Annotated in this window: 21 protein-coding genes; 8 read left to right on the top strand and 13 right to left on the bottom strand. The window is 70.2% G+C overall.

The window, feature by feature from the left end:
* Window positions 1–121: 121 nt before the first annotated feature.
* Window positions 122–1,411, top strand: coding sequence for a salicylate synthase (locus J4573_RS26605; RefSeq protein WP_208258591.1), 1,290 nt, complete (start codon window positions 122–124; stop codon window positions 1,409–1,411).
* A 38-nt stretch (window positions 1,412–1,449) separates the two neighbouring features.
* Here the strand turns inward: J4573_RS26605 and J4573_RS26600 are convergent, their stop codons facing one another.
* Window positions 1,450–1,992 carry a TetR/AcrR family transcriptional regulator gene (locus J4573_RS26600; RefSeq protein WP_208258590.1) on the bottom strand — a complete coding sequence of 181 codons (543 nt, stop codon included), beginning with the start codon at window positions 1,990–1,992 and terminating at the stop codon, window positions 1,450–1,452.
* A 102-nt stretch (window positions 1,993–2,094) separates the two neighbouring features.
* On the opposite strand from J4573_RS26600, the gene J4573_RS26595 reads away from it, so the two are divergent.
* Window positions 2,095–3,039: an SDR family NAD(P)-dependent oxidoreductase gene (locus J4573_RS26595; RefSeq protein WP_208258589.1), complete on the top strand. Its 945-nt coding sequence runs from the start codon at window positions 2,095–2,097 to the stop codon at window positions 3,037–3,039.
* On the opposite strand, the gene J4573_RS26590 is transcribed toward J4573_RS26595, so the two are convergent.
* Both J4573_RS26590 and J4573_RS26585 read right to left on the bottom strand, forming a co-directional pair.
* Window positions 3,023–3,760 carry an aminoglycoside phosphotransferase family protein gene (locus J4573_RS26590; RefSeq protein WP_208258855.1) on the bottom strand — a complete coding sequence of 246 codons (738 nt, stop codon included), beginning with the start codon at window positions 3,758–3,760 and terminating at the stop codon, window positions 3,023–3,025. The two genes, J4573_RS26595 and J4573_RS26590, sit on opposite strands and share 17 nt — an antisense overlap.
* A gap of 30 nt (window positions 3,761–3,790) precedes the next feature.
* Window positions 3,791–4,924: a metal-dependent hydrolase family protein gene (locus tag J4573_RS26585; RefSeq protein WP_208258588.1), complete on the bottom strand. Its 1,134-nt coding sequence runs from the start codon at window positions 4,922–4,924 to the stop codon at window positions 3,791–3,793.
* Between the two features lie 49 nt (window positions 4,925–4,973).
* Here J4573_RS26585 and J4573_RS26580 point away from each other — a divergent pair, with 49 nt between their 5' ends.
* Complete coding sequence (locus J4573_RS26580) at window positions 4,974–5,567, top strand: HD domain-containing protein (RefSeq protein ID WP_208258587.1); 594 nt, start codon at window positions 4,974–4,976, stop codon at window positions 5,565–5,567.
* 248 nt (window positions 5,568–5,815) lie between these two features.
* Window positions 5,816–6,355 (top strand): DUF1062 domain-containing protein, encoded by a 540-nt coding sequence (locus tag J4573_RS26575; protein WP_307796905.1) that lies wholly within the window; start codon window positions 5,816–5,818, stop codon window positions 6,353–6,355.
* A gap of 51 nt (window positions 6,356–6,406) precedes the next feature.
* Here the strand turns inward: J4573_RS26575 and J4573_RS26570 are convergent, their stop codons facing one another.
* A complete protein-coding gene (locus tag J4573_RS26570; RefSeq protein WP_208258585.1) occupies window positions 6,407–6,817 on the bottom strand; it encodes an ATP-binding protein in 411 nt (136 codons plus the stop codon).
* 155 nt (window positions 6,818–6,972) lie between these two features.
* On the opposite strand from J4573_RS26570, the gene J4573_RS26565 reads away from it, so the two are divergent.
* Window positions 6,973–7,722, top strand: coding sequence for a GntR family transcriptional regulator (locus J4573_RS26565; RefSeq protein WP_208258584.1), 750 nt, complete (start codon window positions 6,973–6,975; stop codon window positions 7,720–7,722).
* The gene (locus J4573_RS26560) at window positions 7,719–8,273 is read left to right on the top strand and encodes an NUDIX domain-containing protein (protein WP_208258583.1); all 555 of its coding nucleotides are present in this window, start codon (window positions 7,719–7,721) and stop codon (window positions 8,271–8,273) included. Before J4573_RS26565 ends, J4573_RS26560 begins: the two co-directional genes overlap by 4 nt.
* On the opposite strand, the gene J4573_RS26555 is transcribed toward J4573_RS26560, so the two are convergent.
* The 4 genes from J4573_RS26555 to panD are packed head-to-tail and all read right to left on the bottom strand — an operon-like array spanning window position 8,256 to window position 11,370.
* A complete protein-coding gene (locus J4573_RS26555) occupies window positions 8,256–8,957 on the bottom strand; it encodes a GntR family transcriptional regulator (protein WP_208258582.1) in 702 nt (233 codons plus the stop codon). The two genes, J4573_RS26560 and J4573_RS26555, sit on opposite strands and share 18 nt — an antisense overlap.
* The gene (locus J4573_RS26550) at window positions 8,954–9,382 is read right to left on the bottom strand and encodes an SRPBCC family protein (RefSeq protein ID WP_208258581.1); all 429 of its coding nucleotides are present in this window, start codon (window positions 9,380–9,382) and stop codon (window positions 8,954–8,956) included. The genes J4573_RS26555 and J4573_RS26550 overlap by 4 nt, the downstream gene beginning before the upstream one ends.
* An 18-nt stretch (window positions 9,383–9,400) precedes the next feature.
* Complete coding sequence (locus J4573_RS26545; RefSeq protein WP_208258580.1) at window positions 9,401–10,966, bottom strand: (2,3-dihydroxybenzoyl)adenylate synthase; 1,566 nt, start codon at window positions 10,964–10,966, stop codon at window positions 9,401–9,403.
* On the bottom strand, window positions 10,963–11,370 hold the full coding sequence (panD, locus tag J4573_RS26540; protein WP_208258579.1) for an aspartate 1-decarboxylase: 408 nt from the start codon (window positions 11,368–11,370) through the stop codon (window positions 10,963–10,965). Before panD ends, J4573_RS26545 begins: the two co-directional genes overlap by 4 nt.
* A gap of 79 nt (window positions 11,371–11,449) precedes the next feature.
* Between panD and entS the strand changes: the two genes are divergently transcribed.
* A complete protein-coding gene (gene entS, locus J4573_RS26535) occupies window positions 11,450–12,718 on the top strand; it encodes an enterobactin transporter EntS (RefSeq protein WP_208258578.1) in 1,269 nt (422 codons plus the stop codon).
* Here the strand turns inward: entS and J4573_RS26530 are convergent.
* From J4573_RS26530 to J4573_RS26510, 5 genes are all read right to left on the bottom strand, one after another.
* Window positions 12,693–16,055 carry a non-ribosomal peptide synthetase gene (locus tag J4573_RS26530; protein ID WP_208258577.1) on the bottom strand — a complete coding sequence of 1,121 codons (3,363 nt, stop codon included), beginning with the start codon at window positions 16,053–16,055 and terminating at the stop codon, window positions 12,693–12,695. The two genes, entS and J4573_RS26530, sit on opposite strands and share 26 nt — an antisense overlap.
* A 28-nt stretch (window positions 16,056–16,083) precedes the next feature.
* Window positions 16,084–17,121: a FecCD family ABC transporter permease gene (locus J4573_RS26525; RefSeq protein ID WP_307796904.1), complete on the bottom strand. Its 1,038-nt coding sequence runs from the start codon at window positions 17,119–17,121 to the stop codon at window positions 16,084–16,086.
* A complete protein-coding gene (locus J4573_RS26520) occupies window positions 17,118–18,167 on the bottom strand; it encodes an iron chelate uptake ABC transporter family permease subunit (RefSeq protein WP_307796902.1) in 1,050 nt (349 codons plus the stop codon). The genes J4573_RS26525 and J4573_RS26520 overlap by 4 nt, the downstream gene beginning before the upstream one ends.
* A gap of 77 nt (window positions 18,168–18,244) precedes the next feature.
* On the bottom strand, window positions 18,245–19,858 hold the full coding sequence (locus tag J4573_RS26515) for a GTPase (protein WP_208258576.1): 1,614 nt from the start codon (window positions 19,856–19,858) through the stop codon (window positions 18,245–18,247).
* Window positions 19,855–21,579, bottom strand: a complete 1,725-nt coding sequence (locus J4573_RS26510; protein WP_208258575.1) for a GTPase family protein — start codon at window positions 21,577–21,579, stop codon at window positions 19,855–19,857. Before J4573_RS26510 ends, J4573_RS26515 begins: the two co-directional genes overlap by 4 nt.
* 32 nt (window positions 21,580–21,611) lie before the next feature.
* Here J4573_RS26510 and J4573_RS26505 point away from each other — a divergent pair, with 32 nt between their 5' ends.
* Window positions 21,612–22,217 (top strand): class I SAM-dependent methyltransferase, encoded by a 606-nt coding sequence (locus J4573_RS26505; RefSeq protein WP_208258574.1) that lies wholly within the window; start codon window positions 21,612–21,614, stop codon window positions 22,215–22,217.
* The last annotated feature ends 56 nt before the right edge of the window (window positions 22,218–22,273 follow it).

Raw genomic sequence — 22,273 nt, 5'->3', positions numbered from 1 at the left:
TCTCCTCGTCGCTTCGGCCGCAGTGGGCAGCGCGAGTTAGGTTAGCCTTGCCTCAGAAAATCGCACAAGGTTAGCCTTACCTAAGTTAGCGCGACATACCGCCCAAAAGGAGTTGGCTGCCTTGCCGGAGAACCGCACGGAACTGGTCGTCGAGAACGCCGCCGACCCACTGCTCCTGCTGGCCAGGCTGGCGGGATCCGGCCTGTTCGACGACTACGTGGCCTACGAGCGGCCGGACGCGTGGACCTTCGCCGGAGGCACACTCGGCGAGGTGATTCTCGACTCCGACACCATCCGCGCACAGTGGCCGGACGCGGCTGCCACTACTCAGCCCTGGACCGGGCGCCCCGCCGACGCCCTGCGGGCGGCCTTCGCCGACGCGCCGCTGCCCGCGTGGAACGCCTATGGCTGGGTCGCCTTCGAGTTCGCCGCGGCCCGTCCCACCGGGCGTCTGGCCCATCTGATCGTTCCGCGTACCGAGGTCAGCATCCGGTCGGGCCGCGCCCACATCACCGGCATCGATCCGGCCGAGGTCGAGCAGGTCGCCAAACTGCTGGCGAAGACCGACTCCCCCGAGCCCGGCGAGCCCACGCCCGTCGACGTCCGTACGGGCGACGCGCCCTACAAGGCGCGCGTGGCGCAGGCCGTGGCCGAGATCACTGCGGGCGACTACCAGAAGGTCATCGTGTCGCGCCGCCTGGACATCACGTTCCCAGTGGACGTCATCTCGACCTACGTGCAGGGGCGGCGGGCCAACACCCCTGCCCGCTCGTTCCTGCTGGATCTGGCCGGCTTCCAGGCGACCGGCTTCAGCCCGGAGGTCCTGGCGAGCGTGGAGAACAACACCGTTCACACGCAGCCGCTGGCGGGCACGCGCTCGTTCGGACACGGGGACGAGGCGGACGCGGCCACCCGTCACGAGTTGGAGACCGACCCCAAGGAGATCTTCGAGCACGCGGTGTCCGTGCGCACGTCGCAGGACGAACTGAACGCTGTCTGCGATCCCGGCTCCGTCCGGGTCACCGGCTTCATGACGGTCAAGGAACGTGGCAGCGTCCAGCATCTGGGCTCGAGCGTCATGGGGACGCTCTCTGAGGACCGTTCCGCCTGGGACGCCCTAGCGGTCCTCTTCCCGGGAGTCACCGCCTCCGGGATTCCCAAGCCCGAGGCCATCGAGGCGATCGCCCGCCTGGAGGAGCGGCGCGGCCTCTATGCGGGCGCGGTGGTCACGCTCTCCCACACCGGAACGCTCGACTCGGCCCTGGTCTTGCGCGCCCTCTACAACCAGGACGGCCAGGCCTGGCTTCGCGCCGGCGCCGGAATCGTGAGCGGCTCAACCCCTGAACGCGAGTACGAGGAGACCTGCGAGAAGCTCTCCAGCATCGCCCCGCACGTGGTCCCCCTCGCCTGACGCGCCACCCAGCGTCGCTCAGCGCCGGTCAACGTCGCTCAGCGCCGTTCGAGCCCGTCGAGCAGCAGGTCGATGAGCCTGCCGGCCTGTGCCTGGTCGCTGCTGGCCAGGCAGATGCCGCTGAGACTGGTCAGCACGTCGAGGGCGGGAACGTCGTCGCGCAGCGTTTTCGAGCCCGCCTCCAGCAGCATGGTCACCGCGGCGACCATCGAGTCGCGGCTGGTCGCGAAGGGGTTGCCGCCCGCGTCGATCAGAGCCCGGAGCGCATCGCCCATGCCCTGCTTGGTGGTGATGTAGCCGTAGAACCTGTCCATCCAGGCGCGCAGCGCCCGCTCGGGCGGCAGTTCGGCGAGCAGGACCGGCGCCGCGTCACAGAGCTTGGACAGCTCGTTCCGGTAGGCGGCCTCGACCAGGGCGTCCCTCGTGGGGAAGTGCCGGTAGAGAGTGCCGATGCCGACGCCCGCCTCCTTGGCGATCGCGTCCAGGGTGGCCTCGCCATCGCGTGAGAACGCGCTGACGGCCACCTCCAGCAGCTTGTCGCGGTTGCGCTGGGCGTCGGCGCGCAGGGGGCGCGGCGGCATGGGCGGATCCCTTCGGTTGCCAAACGGAGGAGGCTCCGCTTATCCTCGAATCGAGAGCGGAGGATCCTCCGCTTAATATTCTACCGTCGAAGGAGACGGATCATGAGCGCACGCATCACCACACCGTTCGGGGCCCAGTCCACGGCCGCCGAGGTGATCGAGGGCATCGACCTCACCGGGAGGCGCGTGATCGTCACGGGCGGAGCGTCCGGGATCGGCATCGAGACGGCGCGGGCGCTCGCCTCCGCCGGAGCCGAGGTGACGCTGGCCGTCCGCAACACCGAGGCGGGAAACAAGGTCGCCGAGGATCTCGTGGCCTCCACCGGCAGTTCCCTGATCCACGTGGGGGCGCTCGACCTCGCCGACCAGGAGTCGGTCGCGGCGTTCGTCGCCGGCTGGGACGGGCCGCTAGACATTCTGGTCAACAACGCCGGGATCATGGCGTCGCCGCTGATGCGCACCCCGCAGGGGTGGGAGATGCAGTTCGCGACCAACCACTTCGGCCACTTCGCGCTGGCTGCCGGGCTGCGCCCGGCGCTCAGGGCGGCCGGAGGCGCCCGGGTCGTGTCGGTCAGCTCCAGCGCGCACCACCGGTCCGGGATCGTGTTCGAGGACATCCACTACGAGCGCCGCGCCTACGACCCGTTCACGGCGTACGGCCAGTCGAAGTCGGCGAACGTGCTGTTCGCCGTCGAGGCGTCGAAGCGGTGGGCGTCCGACGGGATCACCGTCAACGCGCTGATGCCCGGCGGGATCCGCACCAACCTGCAGCGCTACGTTCCGGACGAGGAGCTGGAGCGGCTGCGCGTCGCCGCCGGCGCGTCGGACATGCAGTGGAAGACCCCCGAGCAGGGCGCGGCCACCTCCGTGCTCGTCGCGACGTCACCGCTTCTGGAAGGCATCGGCGGACGCTACTTCGACGACTGCAACGAGGCCGAGCGCGACAGGCTCAGCGCCCGCAACGGCGTGGCCTCCCACGCACTCGACCCGGCCGCGGCCGAGCAGCTCTGGGAAGTCACCACCGAGACCCTCAAGCTCGACGCCTGAGCACGTCGACCTCGCAACCCGGCGCGGACGGGTCGAAGCCGTGGTCGACCAGCCAGCGGATGGCCAGCAGGCTCCGCAACGACCACCACGCGCGGATGACGTCCAGGTCGACATCGGCGCCGTAGCCCGCGAGAACGTCACCGAGGCGCTCCTCGTGCCCGAGCGTCAGGATGGCCAGGTCGAACAGCGCGTCGCCCCGGCCCGCCTCGGACCAGTCGATCACGCCGGTGACCTCGTCACCGCCGACGAACACGTGGGCAATCTGCAGGTCGCCGTGGGTGAAGACCGGTGTCCACGGCCGGAGCGCGGCCTCGGCGACCTGGCGGTTGCGGGTCACGAGGTCGGCGGGAAGGACTTCGTTCGCGATGAGCCACTCGCATTCGCCGTCGAGCTCCGACGCGATCTCGTTCAGGCTCCGGCCGGGCCACGGCGGCAGCGGCGCGTCGTGCAGCTTCCGCACGGCGGCGCCCGCCGCGGCCCACGCCTCAGGCGACGCGGTCGACGGCCGGCCGAGGCGGCCGAGCGGCATTCCGGGGAGGGCGGCGAGCGCGAGCACGGGCGGTTTCCGCCACAGAACCCGCGGGGTCGGGATCGGCGCCAGGGCCATCGCCTCGACCTCGACGTCGGTACGCGCCTGATCAGCGTCGATCTTCAAGAACACGTCGCCGACGCGCAGGGTCGCGCGCTCCTGATGAGCGACGACGACCTCGACCTCCTCCATCCCTTCCACATCGGCCATTGTCGCGTGCGCCTAGGCACTGACCTCCACGCCGTTCGCGTAAACGGCTCGAACGTTCAGCAGATCGGCGGGGTCGGCCAGCGGATCCCCGCCCACCGCGAGGATGTCGGCGTCGTACCCGGCGGCGAGTCGGCCCTTGCGATCCTCAACGCGGCAGGACCGCGCAGCCACCGAAGTGGCCGCCCGCAACGCCTCAACCGGTGAACAGCCGACAAGACTGACCATCATCGCCACGGAATGCGGTAGGACATCGTGGGGCTTGGGCGGACCGATCCCGGCGTCGCTGGCGCATACCAGGGGAACGCCGGCCGCCCGCAGCTGCGCGAAGATCCGCCCGAACCCGGCCAGCCGCGCCGCGATCCGGGGCGGAGGCGCGGCACCGGGCGTGACCCCGGCCGTGAGGGTCACCGTCACTCCGGCCGCGGCGATGGCGTCGATGAGGTCGGGCCGGTCGGCGGTCCCTTCCTCGGTCATGAAGCTGCAGTGCTCGATCGAGTCGACGCCGGCCGCGAGAACGTTCTCGATGGCCTCCGGCGCATGGGCATGAGCGGCCACAGGCAGCCCAAGCTCGTGAGCCTCATCGACGACGGCGTTCAATTCCGCCCGACCGAACTGCGACAGATGAGAATGAGTCCCCGGCGTCAGCTCACCCCCGCTGGCCATGACCTTGATGACGTGCACACCCCGTTGGGCATGCGCGCGTACCGAGGCCCGGACCACTTCGACGCCCTCGACCTCTCCCCCGAGGAACCAGCAATGCCCGCCACGAGTGGTGATCGGCGGCCCCGAAGCCAGCACCGTAGGCCCCTCAACCCTCAGGGCCAGGTAACCCCGATCCCCCAGATCCCTGACCGTGGTGATCCCCGCGCCCAGAGCAGTCCGGGCCGCCCGCCGCATGTCGGCGAGCAGTTCCTCATCGTCAAGCCGAGCAAGCCGCCCGATCTGATCCGGCCTGGCATCGAACGCCAGATGCTGATGCGCATCAATGAGCCCAGGCAACAGCGTCACATCACCCAGCTCGTTCACCACAACGCTCTCAGGCACAGGACCATCGACCGCAACGATCCGCCCATCGGCCACCAGCACCGTGGCATCACGCCGAAGCGAATCGCCGTCGAACAGCCTGGCCGCACGGAGAGCGAACATCGGATCCCCTCCCACAGCTGCCAGTATCAGCCCCCGATAGAGTCGTCGCGTGCGGATTCCCACCGACAAAGAGATTCGCGCCCTGCACGAGGAGTTCGCACCCACACGAGCCGCGTTCGAGCTCGTCCACACGCACTGCGAGATCGTCTGCAAGGTCGCCGAGCAGCTCCTTCGGAACCAGCCCTCAGCCAACGCCGATCTGGTCCGAGCCGGCTGCCTCCTGCACGACATAGGCGTCTACCGCCTCTACGACCAGAACGGCGTGCTGGACCACACCCGCTACATCCAACACGGAGTCCTGGGCCAAGACCTCCTACGCGACCAGGGCTTCCCCGAGATCCTCTGCCGCTTCTGCTCGCATCACACAGGCGTGGGCCTCACCCGCGAGGACGTCCAAAAGCAGAACCTCCCCATCCCCATCGACGACTACCTGGCCGACACCCCCGAAGAGGAACTGGTCATGTACGCCGACAAGTTCCACAGCAAGAGCAACCCGCCGGTCTTCGTCAGCGCCGACACCTACGCCATCAAGGTCCGCCGTTTCGGCGACGACAAGGCCGCCAAGTTCGCCGACTTCCGCGCCCGCTACGGCGACCCCGACCTGCTCGCCCTCCAGGACACCTACGTACACGGAACGATCTGAGCCCGCCGAAAACCCTTTGCGCTGCTCTCCCCCGCTCAAATACCGTGCCTGCGGCCCATCGCTGTGAAGACAGAGGAAAAACCCGCGTGACCCCGCCTGCCCTTTAGACCTGACACCTTCCGCTCACCTTCAAGCTGACCTTCTCGTCAGCTCCGCCGGGCTGCCCGCCCGGCCATTCAGCGTTCGAGGCCGCGCGCAATCGGCCTCGTGTCAGGTCTTGAGAGCTCATGTCTTCACAACCCCATACCGTGCTGCCCTGGGTCGTCAGCCGAACCAGCCTGCCCCTCCTCTCCATGCGGTGCATCGCCTGCCGCTCAGAGTCGGCCACCATCGGCGACGGCAAGTTCCGCGTGAACGCCAACGGCAAACTGCTGGACGTCTGGCTACTAGCCCACTGCACGTCCTGCGACCGCACGGCCAAACTCACCGTTCACGAACGCACCCCAGTCAAATCCCTCAGCCCAACGGCCCTAGACGGCTACCGCACCAACGACCCCGCCCTCGCGGCGTCCACACTCCTGGATCCCCTGATCGCCCACCGCAACCGCTTCACCCTGGACTGGAAAGGGGTCTGGAACCTGAACGCCCCACCCACGCCCCTCGACCACGCCTGGCCAATTCACATAGAGGTGGTCTTCGAGGACCCCATTCCAGTACGCCCGGACCGGCTCATCGCCTATGGCCTTGCCCTCAGCAGGAACGAAGCCCTGCAGCGCATCAAGTGCGAAATCCCATTGCGCCGCCCGTCCAACACCGGATTCAACTTCACCGTAATGCCCGCCGAGTAGCTGCGAGGGCCGGGGCACAACGCCCCGGCCCCATCCGGCCCTACCAATGGCCTAAGGGTTGAACCCGCCAGCGACTTCCAGAGCCGCCCAGACGACCTTTCCGCCGCCGGCCACGGGAGTTGAGCCCCACCTGCGCACGAAGTAGTCGACGAGATTCAGGCCGCGACCGGAGGTCGCGTTCAGGTCATCGGGTTGAGGGGCCGGAAGCAGATCGGAGTCGTCCCAGACCTCGACGACCGGCACGTCGTGATCGCAAAGGAACATGCGGAGGGTGATCTCGCCACCGACGGGCGAGTTCTGGACTGCGTTCGTGACGAGCTCGTTCACCACGAGTTTGCCCTCGTAGACCCTGCGCTCGCACAACCCCCACGTCTTCAATGCCAGTTCAGCCGTCTCTCGTGCGATGGGGAGCGCCTCTGGCTCAGGCTTGAGCGCCAGCGTGAAAATGAAGGAGTCGTCCATGGCGAGCACCCTTGGTCGGCTAATGGTAGGCCAACCTTAAGCACACCAACCCCTACCGACCACGGTATTGAAGGAGCAACGACCTACCGATGGCAACCGTGGTCGGGTTACGGTTGCACTTGATATTCCCCCGTCACACCGGGAGCCCTACCACCATGCCCAAACCTCCGACCAAGGCGCAGGCGCTGGCCGCAGCGCTCACTGCGCGAATCATCGAGGGTGATCTCCCACCCGGTGCCTGGCTCAGCCCGGAGCGTCAACTCGCCGAAGAGCATGACGTCGATCGGTCGACGGTACGGCGAGCACTGCAACTGCTGGCCGAACAGAAGCGTGTTACGTTGCACCCCGGTGTCGGCGCGCAGGTACGGACCGATGAGCCCGTACATCGCGACGCAGGTGACATCACCCGGCAGGTAGGAAGCTGGCGTGGCTTCCACGTCTCCGCCCAACGCTCAGGGCATGAGCCGTATACGGAGGTCACCGCCTGCCTCACGCAGGCCGACGTCACGTTGGCGCGCTGGCTCGGCATTCCGCTCGGGACCGAGGTCCTCGAACGGGCACGGATTCAGGGGTTGGTCGGCCTGTACCCAGTCCAGACAGCGACGACCTGGGTCCTGATGGACATCGTCGAGCAGATACCAGTGCTGAGGGAGGAGAACACCGGCCCGGGAGGCATCTATTCGCGGCTGGCGGAGACCGGCTACGAGATTCAGTTTGAGGAGAGCGTCAACTGCCGGCTGCCCCGGCAGGACGAGCAGGACACTCTGGCGATCGACTCGGACGAACCCGTGCTGACAACGTGGCGTCGCGCGTACGACCAGAACGAACGCATCATCGAAGTCACCCACAGGGTGGTGGTCGGAAGCCGCCACGAGCTCATCTACCGCTACGGAGCGTCCTCATGAACGACCAGGTCATCAAGCAGGTGGGCAGCAAGGTCGTCTACGAGAACCGGTGGATGACGGTGACCGAGGACGACGTCGTTCGGCCAGATGGATCGCAGGGCATCTTCGGCGTCGTTCACAAGCCCGACTTCGCGCTCATCATCCCGATGCAGGATGAGGGCTTCTTCATGGTCGAGGAGTATCGGTATCCGATCGGACGCCGCACGTGGAGCTTTCCGCAAGGGACGCTTCCCGATCGGCAGGACGCCCTTCCGGAGGAACTGGCCCGCCGCGAACTGGCCGAGGAGACCGGGCTCCGGGCCAACAAGCTGGAACATCTCGGCTTCCTGCACTGTTCTCACGGGACCAGCGGGCAGGGGTTCAACATCTTCCTGGCCACGGGTCTTGTGCAGGGCGCGACCGATCGGGAGGCCGAAGAGCAGGACATGCGGTCCGGGTGGATCTCCCGAGAGGAGTTTCACGCGATGGTCGAAGGCGGCCGGATCACGGATGACTCGACTCTGGCGGCCTATGCGCTGTTGGCGATGCGGAGGCTAGGGCTTCAGGCCTAGGTGGATGCGGTAGCGGTCGGCTCGGTAGGTGGAGAAGGTCAGCTCGGCGCAGGCTCCGCGGCTGAACGTGCGGCGACGCAGGTGGAAGACGGTGCCGCCTTGGGGGATGTCCAGCGGCTCGGCTTCGTTGTCGGTGGCTGGGCCTGCCTCGATCGTCTGGTCGCCCGTGTCAGTGACGATGCCGAACTCGCGTTCTAGTGCCTTGAAGAGGGAGCCGCCGGGGCGGCGGCGTTCGAACAGGTCGGGCGCCAGGGCTGCTGGGATGTACGAGCGTTCCACCGCCATGGGTTGGCCGTCGGCGAGGCGTAGGCGGTGCAGGACGTGGACGGGCGCTCCCGGTGCCGTGCCGAGGAGGTCGGCCAGGTCGGCATCGGCCTCGATCGTCTGGGTGCCCAGGTCGACGCAGGAGGCGCTCATGCCGAGGGCGTGCATGTCGTCGGCGAAGGACTGGAACCTGTTTGGTGGGCGCGCCACGACCATGCCCTTGCCGGGGACGCGGCGAAGGCGTTCTTCGACGACCAACTGGTCGACGGCTTGGCGGACCGTTGTGCGTGAGACGTTGAATCGTCGGCACAGCTCGCGTTCGGACGGGATGAGCGCGTCCATTGGGAGGCGGCTGATCGTGTCCAGCAGGAGGGCGCGGAGCTGGAGGTATTTGGGCAGGGGTACGGAGGGGTCGATCATTTGTACACCTGCTTGAAGGATCGCTTGATGGGGGCGCCACGGCTCAGGTGCATCATGGCGCCGATGCACCGGCCCAGGATGGTTGTGGAACGGCGGTCGTAGTCGACGGTGATTCGGGTTCCGGTGCCTTGGGGCTCGACGTGGAATTCGAAGGTGCCGCCGGGCTCGAAGATCCGACCGTCGGTGATGACCGAGCGGACGGTGGTGTCGGTCCATTCGTAGGTGCAGCGCTCCCATACCTCTAGGCCGGGGACTGCGGTGCCCTCTGTTACGTCGGCCTTGCGGTCGTTCAGGTCGTGCAAGGTGTAGAGGCGCGCGGTGAGGTTGGGCCAGATCTCGGGGCGGCGGTCGGAGAAGTCGACCATCGCGCCGATCACCTGGGCCGGAGGGGCGCTCACGTCCAGCTGGAACCGGAACTTGGGCATGTGCGAACTCTATGGGAGCTACTCCAGGGTGGCCGCCAGTTGTTTCTTGCTGATCTTGCCGACGGGGGTACGGGGGAATGTCTTCACGGGCTCGATGCGGTCGGGGAACTTGTAGGCGGCCAGGCCTCGGTCGCGGAGGAACTGCTTGAGGTCGTGCAGGGTCGGCGGTTCGTCGCGGGCTATGAGGAAGGCGCAGGTGCGTTCGCCCATGACCGGGTCGGGCATTCCTACTACGGCCGCGTCGTGGATCGCGGGGTGGGCCAGGAGGTGGCTCTCTAGTTCTTCGGCTGAGACCTTGTCGCCGCCGCGGTTGATCTGGTCCTTCTCGCGGCCCTCGACTATGAGGTGGCCGGACGGGAGTTGGCGGACCAGGTCGCCGGTTCGGTAGAAGCCCTCGGAAGTGAACGAGCGGGCGTTGTGGGCGGGCGCCTTGTAGTAGCCGCGCAGGGTGTACGGGCCCCGAGTGAGGAGTTCTCCTACTGAGCCGGGCTCTACGTCTGCGCCGTTGGGGTCTACTACGCGGATCTCGTCTGCGGGTGAAAGGGGGCGGCCTTGAGTTTGCTGGATGAGGTCTTCCGGGTCGTCCAGGCGGGTGTAGTTGAGGAGGCCCTCGGCCATGCCGAAGACCTGCTGGAGCTGGCAGCCCAAGGTCTTGGGGACTTCGGCCGCGCGTTCGGCGGCTAGTTTGGCGCCGCCTACCTGGAGGAGGGAGAGGGTGGAGATGTCCTCTTCGGACCAGGAGACCGCGTCCATCCAGAGGAGGGCGATCGGGGGGACCACGGCGCAGACGGTGGTTCGTTCGCGTTCGATCAGGGGGAACGCTTCGTCGGGTGAGCCTGAGGGGGCCAGGACCACTGTGCCGCCGGTGGCGAAGACTCCGAGGATGCCGGGGCAGGCTAGGGCGAAGTTGTGGGCGGCCGGCAGGACTACCAGGTAGGTGGTGTCTGAATTGAAGCCGCAGAGTTCGGCGCTGGCTTCGAGGTTGTACACGTAGTCGCGGTGGGTTCGGGGGATCAGCTTCGGCAGGCCGGTTGTGCCGCCGGAGAGGAGGAAGACGCCTACCTCGGATGCGTCGGGGGTGGGGAGCCCGACGGGATCTGAGTCCAGGGAGGAGAGGGGGGTGAACTCCCCCGGGTCGCCGTCGATGACCACGTGCTCCACGGGGAGCGTGCGGGCCATCGTTCGGTAGTCGAAGTCGCCGTCCAGGTCGGACGAGATGTAGGCGCGGGCCTCGGACAGCTCACAGAGGTAGCGGATCTCGCTCTCGCGGTGCGCGGGGAGGGCCAAGACCGGCGCGGCCCCTATGCGGACCAGGGCCAGAAACGTGACTACGAAGCTTGCGGTGTTGGGGAGTTGGACCACCACCCGGTCGCCCTGCTTGATGCCCAGGCGGAGGAGGCCAGCGGCGGCGCGGTCAGCGAGACGGTCCAGGTCGGCGTAGGTGAGACGGTCCGGGCCGGCTACCAGGGCCAGGGCGTCGGGGGCGCCGTTGAGGACGTCGCCCAGGACGCGGTCGGTCCAGTAGCCCTCGGAGACGTAGCGGGCCTGCAGGTCTACGGGCCACGCGGTGAAGCCGTCCATCATCGGCCTGCCAGCTGGGCCTCGGCGCCCGGGACGGGCTCGGCCGGGTCGCTGCCCAGGGCGACGATGCGGTTGGCGGCGTCCACGTGGACCACGCGGGGTTCGTGGGTGTCGCGCTCGGCGTCGTCCATGGTGGCGTACGAGATGATGATGACCAGGTCGCCGGGCTGCACGATGCGGGCGGCGGCGCCGTTGATGCCGATGACGCCCGTGCCGGCCTCGCCCTCGATGACGTAGGTGACCAGGCGGGACCCGTTGGTGATGTCGACGACGTGCACCTGCTCGCCCTCGACGAGGTCGGCGGCGGCCATGAGGTCGGCGTCGATCGTCAGGGAACCCACGTAGTGCAGGTCCGCCTGGGTCACCGTCGCGCGGTGGATCTTTCCGTTCATCAGCGTGCGCTGCACCGGGGAGTCCTCTTCTCTCAGATCAACTAAGGATAGGCTTACCTTAGTCACTCCCCCAGGTTCAGGAGAACCCCCACCGATGCTCATGGACCTCGGCCCGCTGCGCGACAGCCGGCCGTTCCGCAACGTGTTCATCGCCCGCACGGTCTCGGTCTTCGGGATCGGCATGCTGATGGTCGCCGTGCCCGTTCAGGTGTACGACCTGACCGGCTCGACCGTGCATGTGGGCGCCGTCTCCGCGGCCGAGGGCTTCGCCCTGCTGGCGGGGTTCCTGTGGGGCGGTGTGCTGGCGGACCGGCACGACCGGCGGCGGCTGATGCTGTACGCGCGGGCGGCGGCGGGACTCGGGTTCGCGCTGCTGACGGTGAACGCGTTCGTCGGCTCGCCTTCGCTCGCCGCCGTTTACGCACTGGCGGCATGGGACGGGCTTGCGACGGGTGTGAGCATCACCGCATTGCTGGCCGCGACCCCTGCGCTCGTGGGGCCGGACAAGCTCGTGGCGGCAGGGGCCCTCAACGCGTTGACCGTACGCCTCGGGTCCATGGCGTCGCCCGCGCTCGGCGGGCTGGTGGTCTCGTCGTTCGGCGTCGAATGGAACTACGCGGCCGCAGCCGTCGGCACCATGGGGACGCTGGGGCTGCTGACGTCTTTGCCGGAGCTCAAGCCGAGTGAGCCTGAAGCCTCGGGCAACCCCCTCGTGGCCATCGGCTCGGGACTGAAATTCGTCGCCGGGCATCGCGTGGTGGGCTCGCTGATGCTGCTCGGCCTTCTCTTCATGGTGGCGGGCGGGATCCCCGTGCTGATGCCCGCGTTCGCCTCCCAGGACCTCGGCGGCGGGCCCACCACGGTCGGGCTCCTGTACGCGGCGCCTGCGTGCGGGGCCGTCCTCGCATCGGTCACCAGCGGGTGGGCCAACACCCTGCGCGCCCCGGGAAGAGCCCTGCTGGCGGCGTCGGTGGGCGGCTTCGTGGCGCTCGCGTGCCTCGGCCTGACCGACAACGCACCCCTCGCGGTCGCCGTGGTCTTCGGCTATGGCTTCGTCACCTCGATCGAGGAGATCCTGCGGTACGGCCTCATCCAGTCGCACACGCCGGACGGTTTCCTTGGCCGGGTCAACGCGTTGTGGTCGGCGCAGGAGACCGGCGGGGGCGCGATAGGCGCGCTCGGTGCCGGGGCGCTCGGCGGCTACCTCTCCCCCGGCGACGCCATCGTGGCGTACGGGGCGGTGAGCGCGGTGCTCGCGTTGGTGCTCGCGCTCACGCTCACCGGCCTCCGTACGGCGACGCTCAGCCCATCTCCAGACACCGGCCCATCCGCAGACGTCAGCCCAGCTGCAGACGCTCGCTGATCTCGTCCTCGGTCATCGCCTCGACCTCCAGCCAGATCCCCGCGACGGCCTCCAGACGGCCCGGCGTTTCCTCCAGGTCGGCGAAGCGGCGGGCGACGCGGGCGACGGTCCGTTCGGCGAACAGGACGCGGACCGGCAGGGCGCCGGTGTCGAGCGCCTCGCGCAGCCGGGCGATGACCGTGGTCGCCAGCACCGAGTCGCCGCCCAGGGCGAAGAAGTCGTCGTCGGCGCCGACGCGCCCCACGTCCAGGACTCCGGCGACGACGCGCGCCAGGACCTTTTCCAGCGCGGTCTTCGGAGCGACGTAGGCCGACTCTCCCGACTCGGCGTTCGCCAGCGCGACGAGCGCCTTGCGGTCGACCTTGGCGTTGGCGGTCAGCGGCAGCGCGTCCAGCTGCAGCAGCAGCTCCGGGACCATGTGCGGCGGGAGCAGGTCGCGGGCGTGGTCGAGCAGTGCGTCACGCTCACCACCGCCGACGAACGCGCAGGCCAAGCGGCCGTTCGCCACGAACGCCACGGCTCGTTCGACCAAGGGGTGCGCGGCGAGAGCGGCCTCGATCTCGCCGAGCTCGATGCGGAAGCCGCGCACCTTGACCTGCTGGTCGCGGCGGCCGAGGAACTCCAGCGCACCGTCCGGGCGGTAGCGAGCCAGGTCACCGGTCCGGTACCAACGCGTGCCCTCGTGCAGCACGAAACGGTCGGCGGTACGGTCCGGATCGCCGACGTAGCCCTCGGCGACGCCCGCGCCGCCGATCCACAGCTCGCCGGTGGCCCAGTCCGGCCGGTCGCGGCCCAGCTCGTCCACGACCCGGCATGCGACGCCGCGCAGCGGGACGCCGTACGGGACGGCGTGCCAGTCGGCCGGGACCGCGCCGCCCTCGACCTCCTGCACGGTGGAGTGGATCGCGGTCTCGGTCGTTCCGCCGAGCGCGACGAAGCGGGCGGCGGGCGCTCGTTCGGCCACCAGGGCGGGCAGGTGCGTGCCGACCCAGTCGCCGCCGAGCAGCACCAGCCGCAGCGACGGCGCGGGGCCGGTGCGCAGCAGCATCTCCAGAACGGACGGCACGCAGTTCAGCACGGTCACGGCCCAGCAGCGCGCCAGGTCCTCCCAGCGCGCGGCGTCGCGGCGTTCGTGCTCCAGCGGCATCACCACGGCACCGCCCGACGACCAGGGCGCGAAGAGGTCGAACACCGACAGGTCGAAGTCGAGCGCGGAGATCGCGAGCGTGGAGTCGCCGGGTCCGAGGCCGAAGCGGTCGATGAGGTCGCCGATGGTGTTCATGGCGGCGCCGTGCGAGACCTCGACGCCCTTCGGCTCGCCGGTCGACCCCGAGGTGAACAGCACGTACGCGACCTGCTCGGGGCGCGCGTGGATCGGCTCGACGAGCGGCGCGTGATCCGGAACGTCCTCGTCGGTGATCGAGGCGGCGACACCGGCGCTCGTACGGATCCGTTCGCGCCGCGCGGGAGGCTGCTCGGCGCCGATCGGCACGTACGCGGCTCCGGCGGCCAGCACGCCGAGAGCGGCGACGGCCTGCGCCGGTCCCTTGGGCAGCTCGATCGAGACCCGGTCCCCTGGCCGTACGCCACTGGCGATCAGGCTTGCGGCGACGCGCAGCGCACGGTCGGCGACCTCGCCATAGAGCAGCGTGCCGTCGTCGCCCCAGTGCAGGGCGGGCGCGGCGGGCTCCTTGCGGGCGTGCCGGAAGAACTCGTCGGTCAGCGTCCGGGCGGGAGGCGGCGGGGTGGCGTTCAGGCCATGCCGGACGCGCAGCTGCTCGGGCGTGGCGCCGACGCGGAGGGTCTCGGTCCAGTCGGCGTCCGGCGCGCCCAGCCGGGTGATGGCGCCGGTGTACGCGGCGAACATCGCGTCGGCGACGCCCTCGGGGAACGCGGGGGTACGCACGTCCCAGTTGAGCAGCAGCCCGCCCGACACCTCGGTCACCTGGGCGTCCAGCAGCACTTGCGGGCCCTGGGAGATGATCCATTCCGGTTCGCCGAACGAGCCGCGGACCGTCTCGCCGAACAGCTCGCCCAGGTTCAGCGCGCTCGTGTAGACGATCGGCGCCAGGACCTGCTCGCCGCGGGCGCGCGACAGGTCGCGCAGCACCTCGAGCCCGGAGTAGTCGCTGTGCGTGCCGGAGGTGTGCAACGTCGCCTGCAGCGCGCGGGCCCGCTTGGTGAACGGCAGCTCGGCGGTGAGGTCGACCTCCAGCATGATCGAGCCGGTGAAGTCGCCGACGACCGCGTCCACGTCCGGGTGCACCGGCTCTCGGTGGAAGAGCGGCAGGTTGAGCAGGAAGCGAGGCGTCGCCGACCAGGCGCCGATCACCTCGGCGAAGACGGCGGCCAGGGCCATCGCGGGCGTGACGCCCTCGGCGTGCGCCCGCGCGATGAAGCGCCGCTTGGCGTCCGGCGACAGCCAGTGGTGCTTGCGTTCGACCAGGTCGCCGGGCTCGGCGACGACGGGCAGCTCGGGCGGTCCCGGCAGGTCGGCGAGGCGTTCGCCCCACCACTGCCGGTCGCGCTCGCCGGCCTCGGCGCGCGGGTTGTCGGCCAGGTAGCGCGCGTAGCCGTAGCGGATGGGCGCGAGGGTCTCGCCCTCATAGAGCGCGGCGAGGTCGGCGAGCATGATGCGGTAGCTCATCGCGTCGGCGGCGACCATGTCCACGTCGAGGTGGAGTCGTGCGGAGCCGCCGGGCAGCAGGCTGAGGCGCGCGTCGAAGACCCGCCCGGTCTCGATCGGCAGCCGCTGCGTCGACATCTCGGCGCGGACCCGTTGCAGCCCGGCCTCGACCTCGACCTCGGCCGCCCCGCGCAGATCGTGAACGGTCACCGCCGGTCCGGGCCGTTCGGGCAGAACGCGCTGCGTCCCGTCATCGGTGACCGCGACGCGCAGCATCGGGTGGCGCTGGACCAGCTCGCGCACCGCCGCCCCGAAGCGCGCCGGATCGATCTCGCGCCCGTCCAGCTCCACGTACAGATGAGCGGCCACGCCGCCGAGCGCCTGCCCGGAGTCGCGCCCGATCCAGTACGCGTGCTGCATCAGAGCCAGCGCGAACGGCTCGTCAGTATCGGGCTCTACGACCTCCTCGACGACTTCGACGGGGCGGGCCTCGACCTGGCCGCGTTCGGCGAGCAGATCCCACCACTGCGCGAGGCTCGGGCGTTCGGCCAGCTCGGCGAAGCGCACCTCGATCCCGCGCTTGCGCAACCGGCCGGTCAGCTGCATGAGCCGGATGGAGTCCATGCCGAGCTCGATGAGATTGTCGTCGGCCGCCGCGCCCTCACCCAGCACGTCCGCCAGCGTGGTCTGCAGCTCTTCCCAGGTCAGCACCGAACCTCCAAACTAAGGTAAGGCTAACCTAATTAAGCCCCTGTCGAGGCGTCAACAGAAGCCAGGCGAGATAGACGCCACCGAGCACGCCGGTGACGACGCCGACCGGCATCGCGACCGGCAGATGCAGCGAGACCAGGTCCGCGCACACCAGCAGCGCCGCGCCCGCGAGTCCCGCCGGGACCAGCTGCGCGCCCGGACGCCGGGTCAGCCGCCGCGCGAGCTGCGGGGCGGCCAGCGCGACGAACGGCACCGGACCGGTCGCCGCCGTCGCCGCCGCGACCAGCCCGACCCCGGCGACCACCAGCAACGCCCGGGTCCGCTGCACCGGAACGCCCAGCGCCTGCGCGGTGTCGTCGCCCAGCTCCCCCATCCCGAGGCGTCCGCCGAGCGAGACCGCCATCGGAACGAGCACGGCGAGCGCGATCGCCAGCGGAATGGCCTGGCTCCAGCCGCGCCCGTTCAGGCTGCCGGTCAGCCAGAACGCCGCCTCGTAGGCCTGGCGGAGTTCGGCGCGCGTGATGAGGTAGGAGTTCAGCGCCTCCAGCATCGCCGCCGCGCCGACTCCGATGAGCACGAGCCGGACGCCGTGCACTCCCCCGCCCCGATAGGCCATCAGGTAGACGACCAGCGCGGTCAGCACGGCACCGGCGACCGAGCTCATCGTGATGGCGACGGCGCCGCCGCCGAAGACGAGGATCTGCAGCAGCGCGCCGGTCGCCGAGCCCGTCGTGAAGCCGATGAGGTCGGGGCTGCCGAGCGGGTTTCGGGAGATGCTCTGGAAGATGGCGCCGCTCATGCCGAGCGCCAGCCCGGCCAGCAGTCCGGTGACGGCGCGCGGCAGCCGCAATGTGTTGACGATGAACTCGGTGGCCTGGTCGCCCTGTCCGACGAGCGCCCGCACGACGTCCAGCGCCGGGATGAAGAACTCGCCCGAGCCGACGACGAAGACGGCGGCACCGACGGCGAGCAGCACCAGCACCCCGCATACCGCCACGGCGCGGGGATCCCAGCGCATCGAGAGCGCGCCCACACGCGCCACCCGTCCCCGAATCACCTTGCTCACAGGTCGCGCGTCCTTCCCCGCCGCACCATCACCATGAACAGCGGCGCCCCGAGGAACGCGGTGACGATGCCGGTCTCCAGCTCGCCGGGCGTGACGACCCGGCCCGTGATGTCCGCGCAGAGCAGCAGGACCGGTGCGAGCAGCGCCGAGTAGGGCAGCACCCACCGCTGGTCGGGGCCGATGACGGTCCGGACGATGAACGGGACGGCGAGCCCCAGGAAGGTGATCGGCCCGACCGCCGCGGTCGCGGCCCCGCACAGCAGCACGATCGTGAACGCGCCCCAGGCCCGGGTCCGTTCGAGCTTCGCGCCGAGCGCCTTCCCGGTCTCCTCGCCCAACCCCAGCGCGTTCAGCGGACGCGCGAGGACCAGCGCGAGGATCGTGCCGACGACGATGAACGGCAGCACCCGGTAGAAGACGCCCATGTCCCGGTTGCCAAGCGTCCCGACCTGCCAGAACCGGAAGCTGTTGAACGTGCGCGGCGTCAGCAGCATCAGCCCGGCGGTCAGCGCGCTGAAGACGGCGTTGACCGCCGCGCCCGCCAGCACCAGCCGGGCCGGTGAGGTGCCACCGCGCCCGCGTGCCCCGATCAGATAGACCAGAACGGCGGCGCCCGCAGCCCCCGCGAACGCGGCCCAGATGTAGAGGAGCACGTCGTCCACGCGGAACAGCCCGATGACGACGACCACCGCGAGCGCGGCGCCGCCGTTCACGCCGAGCAGTCCCGGTTCGGCGAGCGGGTTGCGGGTCAGCGCCTGCATCATGGCGCCGGCCAGCCCGAGCGCGACGCCCACGACGACGCCGAGCACGGTACGCGGCAGCCGCAGCTCCTGGATGATCAGCGCGTCCTTGGATCCGTCCGGCGAGAAGACGCCCTCGGCCACCTTGCCGAGCGGGATGTGCTCGGCGCCGATGGCGAAGCTGGCCATCACGGCCAGGATCAGCAGGACGAAGAGAAGGGCCATGCCGCCCCATCGGCCCCGGCGCGGTCCGCCGGTGCGCGCCGGGCGGTCGACGGGGATCTTCCGCACGGACGAGGACAGCACGAGATGAGGCTAGCCTAAGCTAACTAAACGGTCGACCGCCCCGAAGCCGACTCCCTACGCCGCCCCCGGCCGACTCCCTATGTGGACCGCGCCTTCTCCACCCGGCCCATGAAGTCGGTGAAGCGGACCCGTTCGTCCTGGGCGGGTGCGAGGACCAGCCGTTCACCCACGTCGGCGACCGCCGCACGCAGCACCTTGTTGGCCTTCCGCGCCCGGCGCCGACCGGCCAGCCACGCCGCCGCACGGGACAACAGGGCGATCACGACCCCGACCACCGCGCCGCCGATCAGCAGCGCGGTCGGCCACGGGATCTCACCGATCTTCGCCGTCGGCAGGTCCGGCAGCTTCAGATAGCTCACGACGAAGAGCAGGAGCAGCCAGAGCGCGCCCACCGCCATCGTCGCGAAGACCAGCCACTGCAGGAACCCGACCACCGACCACCAGCGCGGCCGCTTGGCGGCGCCGAGCGAGGCGGAGGCCACGGCCTGGTCGAGGGCGCCCGCGAGCCGGTCGTTGTTGGCGCGCGCCGCCTCCCGGACGGCCCGCGCCCACGGCTCGGGCACGCCCTTGGCGGCACCGACCCCGACCTCGCGTACCGCGACATCGACCCCGGACCGTTGAACGGGAGAGGCCGCGGGCAACGAGGTCCGCCCTGCTCCGCCGCCATCACCGCCCAGCCGGAGCCGTCGCAACGGATCGGGCCGGAACCGCCGCACCCACCTGGTGAGCGGCCAGCCGGTGGCGACCACCGCGCGATGCCGGTGCGCCTTGGCGACCGCGTCGACGACCAGCGGGACACCCGCCGCCGCGCTCAGCGCCAGCGTGAGCTGCCCCGCGAGATCGGGCTGCTTGCCCGTCTTCGCCTCGCCTTCACCCGACAGGTGGGCGGCCTCGGCCAGCGCGTCCGCGGCCGTGGAGGCGTCGGCCGCCAGCCGCGCCGCCCACGCCTGCCTGCGCGAGACCTTGTCGGCGAGCATCTTGTGCAGCTCCGGAACGCCCTGCCCGGTGCGCGCCGACACGGCCAGCACCGGAACGCCCGACAGCCCGTCCTCGGCGAGCAGGCCCCGCAGGTCGTTCAAGCACTGCGCGACCGCCTTCTCCGGCAGCCGGTCCACCTGGTTGAGCACGACGACCATGACGTCCTTGTGCCGGGCCAGCGGGCGCAGGTAGCGCTCGTGCACGGCGGCGTCTGCGTACTTCTGCGGGTCGAGCACCCACACCAGCAGGTCGACCACCGCGACGAGCCGGTCCACCTCGACCCGGTGGGCGAGCTCGAACGAGTCATGGTCGGGCAGGTCGAGCAGGATCAGGCCGTCCAGACCCGAGTCCCCGCCCTCGACCGCGTGCCGTCGCGGCACCTCCAGCCAGTCCAGCAGCGGCCCGGAGCCCTCCGGATCCCACCCGGCCGCCTGTGCCGTCGCGGTCGTCGGCCGGGTCACGCCGACCGTGGCCAGCTCCGTTCCGGAAAGCGCGTTGAACAGCGACGACTTCCCGCTCCCGGTCGCCCCGGCCAGCGCCGCGACCGTGTGCTCGGCCGACAGCGCGGCGCGCGCCCCGGCCCGATCGGCGACCTCGCGGGCCTGTTCGACCACCGCGTCGTCCAGCCGGTCCTCGGCGAGGTCGGCGGCGGCCGCGAGCGCGGTCAGCCGTTCGTCGAGCGAGATGGTGCTCTTGCGGCGCAGGACCTTCACCGCACCTCCCGCTGAGGAAGCTCGAGCCGGTGCGCGTGGACGGCGGCCGCCGCGGACCGCAGCGCGGCCGGGTCGGCGCCGGTCACACCGTTCAGCAGGACGGTGAAGCGCTTCTCCTCCTCGTCCAGCAGTTCCCGGACGCGGCGCCGCAGGTCAGCGCGGGCGTTCTCGGTCAGCTTCCGTACGGCCTGGTCGCCGAAGACGGCCTCCAGCACCTTCTGGCTGAGCACGGTCGTGCCGCCCGCGATGCCGATCTCGATGCCCGACAGTCCGCCCGTGGAGGCGAACACGCCGATCATCAGCATCAGCCCGAGCCCGTTGATGCCGAACGAGGCGGCCCGCGCCCGCCCGCGCCGGTCGCCGCCCTCGGAACGGACCAGCTCCAGCACGTAGCCCTGCCACTCCCGTACGGCCGTCTCGGCCCGCGCCCGCAGCTCCGGCGAGACGCGACCGAGGCGCCCGGCCATCGCGACGCCGGAACGTTCCAGCAGATCGCGTCCGGGCGGGGTGGCCAGCCACGACTCGACGGCGCGTTCGGCCGACTGGTCGGCGACGGAACGGATCAGTGCCTCGACGCCGCTCTCCAGCGCCGTCGTCAGCTCCTTGGCGGTCGCCGGGCGGCCCCGGACCGCCGCGACGAGACGGTCCCTCATCCGCCCGATCCGCGACTCCAGGCTCCGCATCAGGTCGCCGGTGCCGATGAAGTCCTGCCAGCGTGCCAGCACCTCGCCGCGCAGCAGCGTGCCGTCGCGCATGCCCTCGTCGAACGCCGTCATCCCGGACTCGTAGCTCTTGCCGACCAGCGCCCGCAGCTCGTCGGCGGCGGCCCGCTGCCGGTCGGCGGCGTCGGCGAGCGCGGGCAGCCGTACGGCCAGGCTGTCGAGCGCGCCCGACAGCGTCCGGCGCACGACCTCCGCGCGCGACTTGGCGTCCGCCGACAGCCCGTTCAGCCACTCACGGATCGGCTGAACGGCCGAGGCGGGCAGGCGCGTGTTCTCGGCGGGCAAGGTCAGCTCCGGCACGACGAACAAGGGAGTGCCGGCCAGCCCGTTCTCCTCCAGCAGCCGGGCGAGGTCACGGGCGACCGGGTCGAGCGCCTCCAGCGGGACCCGCTGCAGGATGACCGACAGCGCCGTGCTGCGATCGCGCGCCGTCCGCAGGAACGCCCACGGCACCTCGTCGGCGTACCGGGCGGCGGTCGTGACGAAGAGCCAGAGGTCGGCGGCGGCCAGCAGCTGCGCGGCCAGCTCACGGTTGGCGGTCACCACCGAGTCGATGTCGGGCGCGTCCAGCAACGCCAGCCCGGCGGGAACGGAGTCGGTCGTGACGACCTTGAGCGACCCGGGCTCGCCGCGCCCCTTCCCGGTGGTCCGGGGCAGGCCGGGCAGCACGTTCGTGGCCAGGAACCACTCGGCGTCATCGGGGTGCGTCACCAGCGTCGGCGCCAGCGTGGTGGGCCTCAGCACGCCCGCCTCGGTCACCTCGGCCCCGGCCAGCGAGTTGACGAGCGTGGACTTGCCGGCGCCGGTCGAGCCGCCGACGACCGCCAGCAGGGGCGCGTCGATCGCGGCGAGGCGCGGCAGCAGGTAGTCGTCCAGCTGGCCGGTGAGCTCCTTCAGCGCGCGCCGGTCCCCCGCGACGTCCCTGACCGCCAGCGGGAAAAGATCATGGTCGAGCAGGCGCCGCAGCTCCCCCAGCGCTGCCGACAGCTCATCGGCCATATCCTCGATCTTCCCCTTGTTAGGCTTCGGCCATGCCGGATGAGCCGCAGGATGTGCCCCCTGAGCTGGATCGACATCCGGATCGGCTGCGCTGGAACGCCAAGTACACGGCCCAGGCGACCTCCAGGTTCCGGCCGCATCCACTGGCCGAACGGGCGCTCACGCTGGACCTTCCGGACGGCCCGGTCCTCGATCTGGCCTCGGGCCCGTCCGGCACGGCCCTGCTGGCCGCCACGACCGGCCGCCGGGTGACCGCCGTGGACGTCTCCGAGGTCGCGCTCGGCAGGCTCCTGGTGGAGGCGGGCCGCCGCGAGCTGAACGACCTCATCGACGTCGATCTGATCGATCTGGCCGCATGGCGCCCGGCTCGCACGTACGCGCTGGTGATCTGCACCGGCTACTGGGACGGCGCCGTCTTCCCGAAGGCGATCGAGGCCGTGGCGCCGGGCGGAGTGCTGGCGTGGGAGGCCTTCACCGAGGACGCCCGGCGCGTCAGGCCCTCGCTGCCCGCCCGCTGGTGCCTGGGCCCGGACGAGCCGGCCTCGCTCCTGCCGGAGTGGTACACCGTGCTTGACCAGCACGACCTCCCTGATGAGGACCACGGAACAAAACGCCAAATGCTGGCCATTTCAGGGTGATCCAGGCCACATTCGTGGGTATCGATCAACTGCTCGGGGGTCAGGCACGCTCTGCG

The organism is Actinomadura barringtoniae (assembly GCF_017573505.1).
Taxonomy (GTDB): Bacteria; Actinomycetota; Actinomycetes; order Streptosporangiales; family Streptosporangiaceae; genus Spirillospora; species Spirillospora barringtoniae.
The sequence above is the reverse complement of the archived record's forward strand: the minus strand, read 5'-3'. Positions and strand labels throughout refer to the sequence as shown.